The organism is Micromonospora sp. CPCC 205539 (genome assembly GCF_036906815.1).
GTDB lineage: Bacteria > Actinomycetota > Actinomycetes > Mycobacteriales > Micromonosporaceae > Micromonospora.
In genome coordinates, this window is record NZ_JBAKHW010000004.1 from 46,017 (window position 1) to 59,540 (window position 13,524).

Sequence of the window (13,524 nt, forward strand, 5' to 3'; positions counted from 1 at the left end):
CCTGGGCGCGCGTCCGTCGCTCCGCTGGCGCTCCGACTCCGGCCACGCAACACGCCCGGCGGCTGGCGCGGAAGCGAGAAGCCCAAGGGGCCGCCGCAGAACGACAGGCCGTTGGTTGGTGGGTGTGTGAGCCGGCAGTCGGCCGGGCCGCGCGGCCAGGACCCGCGCGGCGAAGGAAGCGGACGCCGGTCGCGTCGGCGAGCTGGCGGCGGTCCGGGGTTGCGGTTACTGCGCCTCCGGCGGGGGCGCTCCGGCTCCAGGATGGCCGGGGCTCCGTCGGCGGGTCGAGGTCCATGTGTGGTAGCGATAGCCATCCCGTCTGCCATCGACCCGGGCAAGCCGAGCAGGCCCCCGCCCAACCCGCCAGCGTCCGAACGAGCCGTCAAGGTTCGCTTGACGTGGCGGGCCGGGCGGCGGCCCGCTCCCCAGGAGGGCGGGTCGACGGCAGACGGGATGGCAGTTTGGGGGTGTCCAGGAGTGCCAGCACGAAAACCGTCAAAGGGCGCCGCGGCTTGGGGGGACGTCTTGCACCGGCGGTATGGATATCCTCGACGCAAACTACGGAGGGGGCAGCATGAAGCCTGACGACGACTGGTTGTTTCTTGGCGAACCGGACGTTGACGACGGCCAGGTCGACGAGTATGACCTGACCTCGACCCCCAATGACTTCAACGCCTTGACGATCTTCAGCTTCATCGAATCGGGAGCTGTCAAAATCCCCGGGTTCCAGCGGCACTATGTCTGGGACATTAAGAGAGCCTCGAAACTTATTGAGTCGCTAATAATCGGCCTCCCTGTTCCCCAGGTCTTCCTGTACGAAGAGGCAAGGAACAGGTTCCTCGTGATTGATGGTCAGCAACGCCTGATGACCATCTACTTCTTCATCAAGCAGCGGTTTCCGAAAAGGGAAGCCAGGCCGCGTCTCCGGAATGTCTTCATGGAGCGAGGCGGAATCCCTGATGAGGTCCTGGGTAATGACGACCTCTTCGAAGATTTCGCGTTGAAGCTTCCGGATCTCAACCCCGGCAGGCCCAACAAATTCTCAGGTCTAACCTACTCTGATCTAGACGACTACAAAACACAGTTCGATCTTCGTACAATCCGAAACGTTGTGGTGAAGCAGGTCAAGCCATCCGGCGGCAACTCGTCCATTTACGAGATGTTTAGCCGGCTGAACACGGGTGGCATAAATCTTACTCCGCAAGAGATTCGGCTCAGCCTCTATCACTCGAAGTTCTATGATCTTCTAACGAGATTGAACCTGGACACCCGATGGCGGGAGCTGCTCGGACGACCGGAGCCCGACCTTCACATGCAGGATGTGGAGGTATTGGCGAGAGCGGTGGCCATGTGGCGCGACGGACCGCAGTACAAGCCTTCCATGGTTCGCTTCCTTAATCAGTTTTCGCAGGTTGCGCAGGCTTACGACGAAGCGGAGCTAGCTACTATTGAAGGCTACTTCAATTGGTTTTTGGACAATGCTAGTGACGTTGCTCCTAGCGCCTGGCAGCGGCAATCGAAGTTTAGCGTCCCGATTTTCGAAGCGGTTTTCGCTGCGTCGTGTTCTCTTCGGGACAAGGGTCAACTAGTGGCTCTATCTTCGGAGTTGGTCGAGAAGATCAAGCTCGATCCCGTGGTGCAGGAGTCATCTCAGGAGAAGACCACTGACACTGGGAATGTGAGGAATCGACTACGGAGGGCGTTGGAACTCGTCGCAGCGGCCAGCGAGTCGAGGTAGACCCGTGCCAAAAGAGCATGTCGAGCGGCTATATCAGGATCACGTGGCAGTCATGGAGTATCTCCAAGAAGCCCAAGAGATTTCGTTCCTCAACACGCTTGAATCTGGGATCCCCAAAATAGTCCTGTTGGCCGCCGCCAGCGACTTAGAAAACCGCACCCACGAGACGTTGGTCACCTACTACCAGACATGCACGCAAAGAGCCGAGTTTGCGGTCTCTTTTGTGACCAACAAGGCACTGAAGCGTCAGTACCACACTTTCTTTAAGTGGGAGGAGCGAAACGCCAACCAGTTCTTTGGCTTGTTTGGCCCGAAGTTCAGAACGAAAATGCGGCTCGCTATAGAAGCGGACGAGGTGCTCGCGGCGTCTATCAAAGACTTCTGCGAGATTGGCGACCTGCGGAACCAGTTGGTTCACCGCGGTTATGCCACGTTCCTGCTAGAGAAGACTGCGGCCGAGGTGTACGGACTGTATGAGAGTGCCTTGTACTTCCCCGAGAGGCTCGGGGACCTATTGAAAGAAGAGGAGGCCGAAGAAGCTGTTCTCTAGTCTTTTCACGATGCCAGCTCCTGCCTACGCGCCGCAATAATCTCGACGACATCATCCACGGCTTTTAGTAAATCGTCGTGTTCCCAAATTCGAATGACAAGCCACCCAGCTCCTCGTAGCGCCTGCGTCTGTATTCGGTCCCGTTCTGCTGTTCGAGCCAACTTCGGACGCCAATACCACTGATTCACTCCTGGCTGCCGCCCGTGTTCGGGACACGAATGCCAAAAACATGAATCATAGAAGAGGGCGACTCGAAGACGTGTGAAGGCGACGTCTGGACGTGCTTTAAGGCTAGGTGGAAGTCGAACTAGGAAGTCCTTTCTGAACCGGAGTCCACGAGCATGCAGGAGTGATCGGAGCAGTACCTCAGGCTTCGTATTCGTTCGTCGGATCGCGCTGAGGTTCCTCGACCGCCCAGCCGAGGATGGCGAGAGTCGTTGCTGCCTAGAGCTTTGGAGCGCTGCGGTATCCATCGGCCCTTACCCTGTGGCTTGGCCACCAGCAGCCAACCTCGCAAGCCAGCCATCCAAGCCCTCGATCCTGCCAGAACTAATGTACTTCTTTGATCTGGCCATGCCCCCTTTACTCCTGTCTGGAGCAGGGACAGCATATGCGACCAAGGGCCCAGCCGGATTGACATGCACCACCGTCTTGAACAAGGGGTGCACTTCGCGAGTCCGCTCACAAACGGATGCCAGGCGAGCTGGATCGAACTCATTCGTTAGCAGCACATAGTCGAACGGCTTATTTACCGACTGAAGGTCGGTATAAGCCGCATGCTCATTCGGGAACTGCTTCTCTCGGTCAGTGCGGAACGACCATTTGCAAGTGATAAGAGAACGGTGGTTGTCAGACTTTCTAACTAGCGCCAAATCCACTTGCTGAGCCTTGTCTTCCCCCCGCGGCGGGTAGAAGCCGGGAATGTCATGCAAGACTGGCCTTACCATAATGTTGTACGACGAAGCGATCCCGGGTATCCGATGAAGAATTGCGGCAAGGGTGTCTTCAAATCCTTCGCCGACGAGATTCTTCCGCTTGTTCTCCTGACCGACATACGTTCGAACGCTTGAGGCCAGTGCCCTGAGGGTCGCGGAATCAGGCGCTTCCCGGAACCAGGGCCGAAGGTACTGGTCGACCAAGTCGAGGAACTCTGGGTCCTCTCCGGGCAGTGGAAGGTCTTCGGGGAGGTAAACCTTCCGCTGGTCCTCAGCATTTCTGGCGTACTTCTCGCGCTGGCTCGCTGCAAAGGCGGTAAGGTCGCTGGCTGCCCAAGTGAACAAGGTATCTATTTTCTCGTTCAGTTCTCTAGGCGAAGCCTCGAACTGCTTCGATAGCCAGACATGAAAAGCTAGCGACCTGCCATACCAAGGCCGACCAGGTTGACACTTATCCGACTCATAACAATGGGCTAGCCCGATCGTCGGATCGATCCACATCAAGAGGTGGTATACGTGTCGCCAAGCGTTGTTCGGTGTTACCGGCTCCTGGGAGTCGAAATAGCGGTCCAGGAGACTGCGTCGGTTCTCCTGCCCGAATGCATATTTAACTAGTTTGCTTGGCTCGACGTTTGCGGGAAGATTGTCGATCACTAGGGGTGTCTCCCGTCGCTGATTCTAGTAGACGGGACGACATTGCTTGGGCAGCAGCGTATGCAAGCAAGGGAGGCACAGCGTTGCCAACCTGCCGATACTTTGAATGGGCGGCTCCGCCGTCCATTCTGCCAGGGATTAGCCCGCGTCGCTGATCCGTCGTGAATTGGAAGTGATCAGGAAAAGATTGGAGACGTGCGAATTCGCGAACGCTGAGACACCGGTGGGCTGAATAGTGATACACCGAGTCAGCCTTTGTGTTCAGCGTCCAAGCCCAGATATCCGGGTGGAGTCGCCTGTAGGCATAGAAGTGGCGCCGGCTAATGCGGCCTGAGCCATTATGAGGCCCCCACTTCTCGCCGGTAAGATACCGTTCAAGGAGTTCTTCGGGGAGGTCTCGATGGTTTCCTCCTGCGGGGATGGCCTCTAGCCGCATTACTGTATCGGCGCGCACCCGAGGGACGCTTACATTTGTTAGACCCGAGCTGCTTAAGTCATGGCTGCGCATTAGCTTCTGATAGGAAGAGTCTGCTTCCGGAAGCTCGTACTCTAGGACATCCTCACGACGGCCTGGAGCGAGGTCGGCGAGATCGCTGATCGCCTGATAAGCCGTCACCGCTGTTGAATCGAAAGGGTCAGCGAGTGCGGCTCCGAGGTCAACGCCCAACTGCTCCCGCGCTTGCAGTAGATACCTCGTCGGGTTATCTGTACGCCGGGCAAGTTGGATGAGTGTGGTGACGCCGGTCCCCGCAAGCGTTGGGGGATCCAAGTTGAGGTCACGTCGAACGCCAATGAACAGCAGACGCTTACGGGTCTGAGGAACACCGAAGTCCGCAGCATCAACGAGTTGGGGAAGTACAAGGTACTCCCCTTCGAGTGATAGATCCTGCTGGACCTGCTCGCGGACCCCCATTTGGGCCATACCCGGGACGTTCTCCATAAGGAATGCGCGCGGCTTAACTTCTCCCACGATTCGAACAAACTCGCGGTAGAGGCTGTTGCGGGGGTCGTCGATGATGCGGGCGTGATTACGTACCTGCGAGTAAGCCTGGCAAGGTGGCCCGCCGACTACGACATCAACACCGCTAGCTGCATCGAGGATCCGCGCCCGTATGTCCTCGTCGCGAATATCGCCTACCACGGGTGCAGCGTCTCGGAAGTTGGTGCTGTAAGTCGCCATTGCATCCGGGTCAAAATCGCTGCCGGCCACAACATCGAAGCCCGCCTGCCGAAAGCCTTGCGACAAGCCGCCGGCACCAGCAAATAGATCAACAACGCGCAGCGCACGGGCATGGCGCGGCTCGTTGGACGCTGGGCGTTGCTCACTCGCTCTGCTCGTCATGTGAGCCCCATCCTCACGTAGGGTAACCGGAGGGATCTCGCCCATCACCGGGTGAACCTTAGCTGACCCGACTGACAACGTCTCCTTGCCGCGCACCCTGGCAGCCAGAATCGGGCGACCTCATCGCGCTCCTCGGGGCTCAGGGGAGTCGAACCGTTCAGGTTGTGATCTCGACGGCAACGGTAGTTCGTCGGCATGGGCTGGCGGGCGGTACCAGTAACGGGCTGGCGTCAAGTGCTCCTCCGCGGGGGTCCACGCGGTCCAGCGGCGGGCTCGTCCTCCGCTGGTCTCGACGGTCCCGTCGGGGAGCTTGCGCCACCGGATCTCGTCGACGATGACGAGGTGAGTATCAGTACCGTGCGCGTGATCGACCTCATTAGAGGTCAGCTCGACCTTGTCCGCTAGCCCTGACGAGCCTTTCACCTCGATGTGCAGTTCCTCGGTCCCCCGTATTGCCCGGATGTCGTAGCTTCTCCGGTTGCCGACGTTCTCAACGTCATATCCCTCGACGTCGCGGTAGTGGTCCATGGCGATCAGCACCGCGTGCTGTTCAAGCGCAACCTTGAGCACCTGGTCGGTCATGTACCCGGACCCGCCGGACCGGCCATCTCTGCCTGGGGATGTGACCTCATCGCCAGCAGTTGGCTGACGTGCCGGAAGCGGACGACGGTCGGGTTCGCCATCTGCCTCCGGCAATGGCCGCGCGGCGAGGTCGACCGCCAGGCGGTCCGCGTCGGAAGAGTCGTAGCCGGGGACACTGAGACGTAGCCGTATCCGCTTGGTGCTGTTGCCTGGGCGCCGGGCGTCGGGGGCTTGGCCTATCGTGGTCTGAGCGTTGGTCAGGCGCCGTCGTAGCAAATGAGGGTCGGGAACGTCAGCCAGACGGACGGGCTCGCTGATGAGGCTACGGCCCGACTCGGGAAGTAGCTGAGTTCGCCGCGAATCGACTATGGCCGTCTCGATGACAGCACGGCGTTCCTTGAGACGCCTCAAGATCAGCTCAAGCGCAGGCCGGTAGTGGGTGTTCCGTGGGGGTCTGCCGTCGGCCCGGCCACTCATGCTTTCGAGGATGACGGCAAGGTAGTCGCCGTCGCGCTCGACAGAGTATTCGGCGTCGAGCGCCTGGCCGTGGTCGTCGGTCATTCGCACGTTGGTCACTCTGGCACAGACGTTCGACGGTATGCGAGGGCTCTGGCAGCGAGGCAGCAAGATGGCATTGCGAGCGTCGGTGCGCGGCGATGCCGAACGCGAACCGAGAAGGCTTGCCATCTGCTCGTCGACCTCCATCGGTGCAGACCCTCAGGGTCGGGGTCGGCGTGACGTCCGGGGGATAGCCGCGACACGGGGATCCCGACGATGGACGTTCCCGCATGCGGCTCTCGGCCGCTAGACTCAACTCGATTGACGGCGAAGCTCGATCGCGCCGTTGATCTCCTTTCGGTAGTAGGGGTCTCAAATCACCTACCAACCGAAGAGAAAGGATCGGAAGATGAAGAGCTTCTTCCGATGGTCGCCTGTCACGAAGGCTTGGGACTACGCCAAGCCCTACCTGATCCGGATGGTCGGCGAGATGGCTGCTGACTTTGCAGACCGGGTTCGCAAGTAGCGCGTTAGCGCTTGGCCCCTGGCTTCCTCCTCTTGAGGGTGCCGGGGGCCTCCGCGTTGCGGTTAGGCGACGTCAGCGATCCGATCCGAGAGGTCGTGCGTGGCGACACCGAACGTCCCTCGGGTCAGGGAGCCGAGGGATGCTCTCGCGCAGCGAAGACCCTCTCCGTCAGGTAGCGAGGCAGCAACAAGGCAGCGCGGGCCTTGATGCAGGTCGGTCCCGCACATCAACCGACAAGGTCGCGCACCTGCTCGTTGGCGCGGGCCGCCACCGGCTGGCAGCAGGCGACAGCTTGAGACCGCATCCCCCCGACGGGGGTCGAGGCCGGAGCCAGGACATGGGCGGCAGGCGATGGATGGCCATGATCGTCGGGCACAAGCCGGGCACAATTGACGCCGACAAGGGCTGTCAACCGCTGTAAGGCAACGAGAACCCTCATGCAGGTCAGGACGCCGATCCGCCCGATCTGGGATGATCCACCGACCGCCGGAGGGGTTCAGGGTTCGAGTCCCTGGCGGCCCACTCCTCCGCAGGCCAGCAACCCCAACCGGGGTCGCTTCGCCGCGATCGGAGCCGGCACGACGCAGCACAGCAGTGGCGCTTCCACCGCACACGGACACCACGTTGGACGCGAACGGCCCCGGCGACGATGTGTCGCCGGGGCCAGTTCGACGCGTCAGGGTTACGCGGCCGGGGCGAGACCGATGTCGACGACGGCCTCCCCGGCGTCGTCCACCTCGACCACGGCGCTCCAGCCCCGGTTGTAGTAGCCGCCGGTGCTGCCGACAATGTCCGAATCGGTGGCGTCGTCGCCAACGTCGGGGGTAGTGAAGCCGTACGGCGCCCCGTCCTGCAGGTAGACGTTCGCTACGTAACGGCCCGGCGTGAGCCGGGTCAGGTAGGTGCCGTCGCGGTCGTTGATGTAACCCCTCGGCACGTCCCAGCCCGGCTCGGTGCCCTCCAGCACGAACTCGATCTTGCCGATCTTCCCGTACGCGTTCGGCTCGTCCGCGTCGCGCTGGCCGTCGCGGTCGGTGTCGATCCAGGCGTGGCCGGTGATGACCCCCTGGGCGACGTAGGTGACGCTGTCGGTGGCGGTGTTGTTCTCCAGCGACGTCTCAGCCGTTGACGTGGAGGCGGTGGCGGTGAAGGCCAGCGGACCGTCGGGAGTTCCGACGTTCGCCTTCAGCTTGAGCAGCAAATCACCGCCCAGCGTGCCGATGTCCCAGAAGGGCCGGGTGCACTCGACGAAGCGGCCGTCCGCCCCGTCGTTGAGTCGGCAGGTCCAGTTGGTGTCACCGGGGTCGAGGGACGTCGGCTCGACCGTCGCCGGGAGCGGCACCCGGACGGCGGTGTTCTCCACGGGGGTGCCGCCCTGGAGGCTGACGGCGACCGAAAGTTCGAACTCCTCGTTCGCCCGCAGTTGGTCGCGGCCGACCACGGCGATCCCGTACAGCTCCAGGTCACTGGGGGGCGGCACGGCGTAGGTGAACGTGGTGGTGCCGCTGTTGTTCGCCAGCGATCGCTCGGGGACCGAGGTTGACACCGAGGCGTTCACGGTCCGGGTGTCGCCCACCGTCCCGGCCGGGAAGTAGGGGTAGAAGTTCAGGTAGGCCGACTCGCCCGGCGCGATCTCCCGGTCGTTCTCGCAGACCCAGGTGGAGGTGGAGAAGTCGCAGTTCCACTCCGGGTCCGACGTCCAGGACCCGGCGAAGGCGTCCGGCGGCATCTGGAAGGTGAAGCGGGCGCCGGGGGCCGAGCTGGTGCCGATGTTGGTCGCTCGGGCCTGGACGAAGCCGCGGGCCCCGTTGCCGCCCAGGTAGGAGATCTCACCGCTGGCGAACTCGAACGAGAAGGCGAGGTCCGCCTTGGCGACGCCGTACTCGATGGTCGCCGAGGCGGTGTTGTTCGTGGTGGACGATTCGCGGCTTCGCGTGGAGGCCGTCGCGGTCACCGTCGTCTTCTGGCCGTCCGTGCCGGACGGCAGGGTCACGCCCAGGACGATGGTGGTGTCGGCGCCGGCCGCGAGCGTGCCGTACCTGCACTTGGCGGCCGCGGCGTCGCAGGTCCAGCCGCCGAGGGAGCCACCCAGGTCGAGGGTGGCACCGGACGGCAGGGTCAGCTTCAGGGTGGTGCCGGTGGCTGCGGCGCCCCCCGCGTTGCGTGCCGAGATGGTGAGGCGGACCCGCCCGCCGGCCAGCCCCACCTCGCCCGGATCCGACGTGACGCCCACGACGACGTCAGCGCGACCCGGAGCGGCGGAGGCCGCGGAGGGAAGTACTGCGAGCAGTGACGCGACGACAGCGGTCGCGAGGGACCCCGCCTGCAGCATGCGAAGGGCTTTGGTACGCAGATTTTGGTTGACCATGAGTTCCCCGTCTGGTCGGGATGGGACAACGGCCGGAGACGCGCCGGAGGCGTCCATCAGTCGCTCGGGATCTTAACCCTGTCGATCACTCAGGGCGTTCCGGCATTCATGATCGTTATTCCCTGTTCATGGTCGACAGCGATCAACTCGCGCGAGATCATCGGGCATACAGCGGCACAAAAAGGCTTACGCGAATTGCCCACCGTTATGAGACGACAGGAGATCACGCCCAGCCTCGGACGAGCTCCGAGGCTCAAAGCTCGCGAACCGGCAGTCAGGACCCCGGATGGCCATCGCGCGCAGGCGCTGGCGTCAAGGTTTCAGAGATCCGCAGGGAAGAATTTGAAGGAAGGCCTGTTGGGGCTCGGCGAGTAGGACAAGCCGCCGGTGTCGGTGAAGCCCTGAAGCCGGCCACGGGCTGAGTCAGCCGAGGTCACGCCCTCCAGGTGCACCCTGATGCCGGTGAAGCGCAGCCAGGCGTCGGCGGAGACCGGGTCTATACCGAGGCCGTCGACGTCGCCCGCCAGTGCGGCGCGGGCATGAACCCGCAGATCCTGCTGGTCGACGATCTCCAGGTCGATCAGGTCGTACTGGTGATGCTGGAAGAAGTAGACGCTGGATTCAGCTGGTTCGCCGACGTTCCGCAACACTTGGCCTGCCATGCTGCGCCAACTGGGAACGGGGATGGGTAGCCACTCGATATCCAGGAAGATCCGACTGCTCCCGTAGTCCCGGGTCACCTCGTCGAATGGAAAGCGGAAGCTCCAGGTCAGGGCCGGCTCCAGCCCGATGCTCGGGTTGTCGAACAGCAGCCCGCCCCACGTTCCTCCTTCGACCGGGCGAAGCTCCCGGACCTTCACGGCATCCTCGTCGTCGGGCTCGTTCGACACGGCGGGAGTCTCCCACGAGGTTCTCCCAGCCGCGCCCCCGCGAGGCGGGGTGATCACCGCCATCGGGTATCAGCGACGGCGGGATGCCGCGACATCAGCGACACCGTGTCGATCACGGACGAGGCGTACCCGCTCCGCACGAGGAATCCTGGTGGACACGGTGGTGGACCCTGTCGACATGATGGGCGTTGCCGTGGGGACGATCGTGGCCATTCTGGTGCTGGCGGTCGGCACTGGCGTGGTGTGGCTGCGACGAGTGCGTGCGTCGAGGGTTGTTGATCGAGCGGAGCAACTCAGATTGGCGCGACGAGCTACCCAGAAGATCACCCGCCAGACCCGTCGGACCCGACGGGGCTCGCTGCGAGGCAAGGGCGGCGGGGGCGACCCCGGGCTCTCGCACGATGCCGCATCGGGAAGCGACGGTGGCGGAACGCCGTGACACTGAGCAGCAACGGGATGACCTCGCCCGGGATCGCCGTTCAGGAGCACTCGACTATCGCGTCGAGTTCGACTTCGACCAGCCAGTCGCGGTCGACGAAGCCCGCCACCTCGACGAAGGTGCAGGCCGGCCTGATCGCCGCGAACCGCTCTCCGTGTGCCCGCGCGGCCTCCTCCCACCGACTCGCGTCCGTGAGCATGACGCGGGTCCGTACGACATCCGCCAGCGCGGCCCCCGCGGCCGTCAGCGCTGCCTCCGCAATATCCAGGCACCGCACGGTCTGGGCGTAGACGTCGCCCTGCCCCACGGTCGTCCCGTCGTCGCCGATCGGAGCTGTGCCGGCGACCGCGACGTACGGCCCTTTGCGGACTGCCCTGGAGAACCCGATGCGAGGTTCGAGTGGTGAGCCGGAACTCACCGTCTGTCGATCGAGATCCATCGCACCATGCTCCCAGAACGCGGCGCCGCCGAAATGCCTTGATCCGGCGCCGTCCTCGCCCCGCGCGCGCCAATTCTCGGCTGCGAAGGCGGTAAGGGCTCGCGTAGCGTCCGGCGCGTGAGCACCGATGAAGAACGCGATCGGCTCGCCGAGCAACTGGCGGCGCTGCCGGTCCACGAACTCGTCGACGTGATGCGGCGTGTCCTGCCGACCTACACCGAGGACCGTTACGGGATGCGGACGAACGTGGTCCTTGCCAGTGTGACCCGGTGTGACCAGGACCCGGAAACCATCCTCGAACTGGTCGCCTGGGTCGATCGCGATCACTACGACGGCAGCCTCGGGATCGATCAGGGCCTGTGGGAGAACGGCCACTGCTCGACATGCGACATCGAGGTGACGTCGAACGGCAAACGTGCGTTCTGCCCAGCCTGCGGCTCCGCGGTGGCCCTGACCTGAGAAGCGCTGAGTCAGGGGCTGACCCGACGGCGGGGGGCGAGGATGGCGGCGCGGTCGGCGGCGGCCACCGCGAACAGCACCGCGGTGGCGACGACGGTGACTGCCAGCAGCGGAATTCGCAGGATGGTCGCTGCGATGGCCAGGGCCAACAAGCCGACCACCCGTGGCCAGGAGAGTCGTCGGTGGATCGCCAGGGAGAACAGGATCCGCCCGACGAGGAAGAGGGTCGGCCCACCCAGGATGATCAGGACAGCGGTCGTGTCACCGGTCGCGGTGGGGTGGGCGATGCTCAGCTCGGCCCCGACGGCGGTGAGCACGATCCCGGCGATCATCACCAGGTGCAGGTAGCCGGTGATGACGCCGAGCCGGGATGGTTCGGCGTGCTCGATGGCCTGGCCCAGGTGCGCGCCGGCGGGCGTCACGTAGAGCAGACCAATCAGCACGGCGGTGATGAAGACCAGCAGGAAGGCGGCGGTCTCCGGTAGGTCGAGGCGGGTGTCGGAGTAGGTGAGGCCGGCGACCAGGACCAGTTCACCGAGCGTGATGATCATGATCTGTTGGTACCGCTCGGCGAAGTGCTCGCCGGCGAGGCGCATCTGCTTCTGCGGCGCCCGACCCAGCCGCGGCGTGGGCCAGCCGAATCGGGGGCCGGCGAGGTCGATGGCGAGGCCGAGCAGCCAGAGCGGCACCCGCCAGCCCGGCAGGAGCGCGCCGGCCAGCCACGGTACGGCGGAGACGCCGTACCAGCAGAGGATTCGCAGCGCCCGGCTCTGCAGCGGGTGACCGCGCAGCGTGAGGCCCGTGATCGCGCCCCGGGCGATGTGGACCGCGACGTACGCGGCGGCGAAGAGCAGGCCCCGCCCGTCCAACGCCTGCGGGATCGCCACCCCGGCCAGCAGGCTGCCCAGCGTGGCGCCGACCAGCAGCACTCGGATCGCCGGGCTCTCCGGGTCGTACCAGTCGGTCAACCAGGTGGTGGTCACCCAGATCCACCAGACCCCGGTGAGCAGCAGCGCGGTACGCAACGCGCCGACCACGGTGAGGTCGGCGAGCAGGTGCTGGGCCAGTTGGCTGAGGGCCAGGACGAACGCCAGGTCGAAGAAGAGTTCCAGGAACGAGGCGCTGAGCGGCACGTCCTTGTCGCGCAGCACCCGATCGGGCCTGCTCACCATCGGCGCTCCTCCCGGGTGGCACGCCCTGCGTCCGTCGTACCACCCGAGATGTGCCGCTGGGGGCAAAAGCAGATCAGCGGCGGATGCCGACCCCGGCGTAGCCGTGCGACTGCGCGACTGCCGACTCGGCGTCCGGCCGCCACTGGGTGGTCTCCACCAGGCCGGGTTCCACCAGGTCGTACCCGTTAAAGAAGCGCGACGTCTCGGCGTGCGTCCGGGGCACCAGCGGGGCGCTGCTGTTGCGGTAGACGGCCTGCCCGCGTTCGGCCAACTCCGGTGGGATGCCGTCCAGCGTCAGGTGGGACAGCACCAGGTAACTGCCGGGCACGGTGGCGTCGCGCAGCCGGGCGATGGCCGCCGACGGGTCGTCCTCGTCCGGCACGAAGTGCAGCACCGCGAGCAGCAGCACCGCCACCGGGCGGTCCAGGTCGAGCAGGCCGCGTACGTCCGGGTGGGCGAGCAGGTCCTCCGGCTGCCGCAGGTCGCCCTGGACGACCGCGGTCCCGGGCGTGTCGGTCAGCAGCCGCTGGGCGTACGCCACGGCCACCTCGTCGTAGTCGGCGTAGACCACCCGCGCGTCGGGTGCCACCGCCCGCACCACCTCGTGCACGGTGCCCTGGGTGGGCAGCCCGGCGCCGATGTCGAGGAACTGACGTACGCCCTGCTCGGCTGCGTACCGGACGGCCCGGCGCAGGAAGTGTCGGTTGGTCTGTGCGGCGACCCCGGTCTCCGGAAAGATCTCGAGCACCCGTTGGGCGGCGGCCCGATCAGCGGCGAAGTTGTGATTACCGCCCAGGAAGTAGTCGTACATGCGGGCGACGTTGGGTTGGGCGGTGACGTCGGTCCCGGTGGGCGCCGGCTGGTCGGTCACGTGGGGTCCCTTCGACGGCGAGTCGGATCTCGATGTCTAGCACCCGGGACGACGTCGCGCC

13 protein-coding genes are annotated in these 13,524 nt (G+C 64.2%); 4 read left to right on the forward strand and 9 right to left on the reverse strand.

The genetic code is table 11. From position 1 onward, the window contains the following. The first annotated feature begins 574 nt into the window (after positions 1–574). Both V6V47_RS04515 and V6V47_RS04520 read left to right on the forward strand, forming a co-directional pair. Positions 575–1,738, forward strand: coding sequence for a DUF262 domain-containing protein (locus V6V47_RS04515; RefSeq protein ID WP_334626683.1), 1,164 nt, complete (start codon positions 575–577; stop codon positions 1,736–1,738). A gap of 52 nt (positions 1,739–1,790) precedes the next feature. Beyond that, the gene (locus V6V47_RS04520; RefSeq protein ID WP_334627063.1) at positions 1,791–2,288 is read left to right on the forward strand and encodes a HEPN domain-containing protein; all 498 of its coding nucleotides are present in this window, start codon (positions 1,791–1,793) and stop codon (positions 2,286–2,288) included. A gap of 5 nt (positions 2,289–2,293) precedes the next feature. Here the strand turns inward: V6V47_RS04520 and V6V47_RS04525 are convergent, their stop codons facing one another. The 6 genes from V6V47_RS04525 to V6V47_RS04550 form a co-directional block, all read right to left on the reverse strand. After that, positions 2,294–2,761 (reverse strand): very short patch repair endonuclease, encoded by a 468-nt coding sequence (locus V6V47_RS04525; RefSeq protein WP_334626684.1) that lies wholly within the window; start codon positions 2,759–2,761, stop codon positions 2,294–2,296. Between the two features lie 6 nt (positions 2,762–2,767). Beyond that, complete coding sequence (locus V6V47_RS04530) at positions 2,768–3,724, reverse strand: hypothetical protein (RefSeq protein WP_334626685.1); 957 nt, start codon at positions 3,722–3,724, stop codon at positions 2,768–2,770. A 106-nt stretch (positions 3,725–3,830) separates the two neighbouring features. Then, the gene (locus V6V47_RS04535) at positions 3,831–5,264 is read right to left on the reverse strand and encodes a DNA cytosine methyltransferase (RefSeq protein WP_334627064.1); all 1,434 of its coding nucleotides are present in this window, start codon (positions 5,262–5,264) and stop codon (positions 3,831–3,833) included. A gap of 75 nt (positions 5,265–5,339) precedes the next feature. Beyond that, positions 5,340–6,506, reverse strand: coding sequence for a protein NO VEIN domain-containing protein (locus V6V47_RS04540; RefSeq protein ID WP_334626686.1), 1,167 nt, complete (start codon positions 6,504–6,506; stop codon positions 5,340–5,342). A 1,001-nt stretch (positions 6,507–7,507) separates the two neighbouring features. Beyond that, positions 7,508–9,058: a hypothetical protein gene (locus tag V6V47_RS04545; protein ID WP_334626687.1), complete on the reverse strand. Its 1,551-nt coding sequence runs from the start codon at positions 9,056–9,058 to the stop codon at positions 7,508–7,510. Between the two features lie 455 nt (positions 9,059–9,513). Beyond that, positions 9,514–10,083, reverse strand: coding sequence for a hypothetical protein (locus V6V47_RS04550; RefSeq protein WP_334626688.1), 570 nt, complete (start codon positions 10,081–10,083; stop codon positions 9,514–9,516). Positions 10,084–10,234: 151 nt separating this feature from the next. Here V6V47_RS04550 and V6V47_RS04555 point away from each other — a divergent pair, with 151 nt between their 5' ends. Continuing rightward, positions 10,235–10,522: a hypothetical protein gene (locus tag V6V47_RS04555; protein WP_334626689.1), complete on the forward strand. Its 288-nt coding sequence runs from the start codon at positions 10,235–10,237 to the stop codon at positions 10,520–10,522. Between the two features lie 40 nt (positions 10,523–10,562). Here the strand turns inward: V6V47_RS04555 and V6V47_RS04560 are convergent, their stop codons facing one another. Beyond that, positions 10,563–10,961, reverse strand: a complete 399-nt coding sequence (locus tag V6V47_RS04560; RefSeq protein ID WP_334626690.1) for a RidA family protein — start codon at positions 10,959–10,961, stop codon at positions 10,563–10,565. 117 nt (positions 10,962–11,078) lie between these two features. On the opposite strand from V6V47_RS04560, the gene V6V47_RS04565 reads away from it, so the two are divergent. After that, complete coding sequence (locus tag V6V47_RS04565; RefSeq protein WP_334626691.1) at positions 11,079–11,420, forward strand: hypothetical protein; 342 nt, start codon at positions 11,079–11,081, stop codon at positions 11,418–11,420. A gap of 11 nt (positions 11,421–11,431) precedes the next feature. Here the strand turns inward: V6V47_RS04565 and V6V47_RS04570 are convergent, their stop codons facing one another. Both V6V47_RS04570 and V6V47_RS04575 read right to left on the reverse strand, forming a co-directional pair. Next, positions 11,432–12,592: a low temperature requirement protein A gene (locus V6V47_RS04570; RefSeq protein ID WP_334626692.1), complete on the reverse strand. Its 1,161-nt coding sequence runs from the start codon at positions 12,590–12,592 to the stop codon at positions 11,432–11,434. Positions 12,593–12,665: 73 nt separating this feature from the next. After that, complete coding sequence (locus V6V47_RS04575; RefSeq protein ID WP_334626693.1) at positions 12,666–13,463, reverse strand: SAM-dependent methyltransferase; 798 nt, start codon at positions 13,461–13,463, stop codon at positions 12,666–12,668. Positions 13,464–13,524 lie beyond the last annotated feature (61 nt).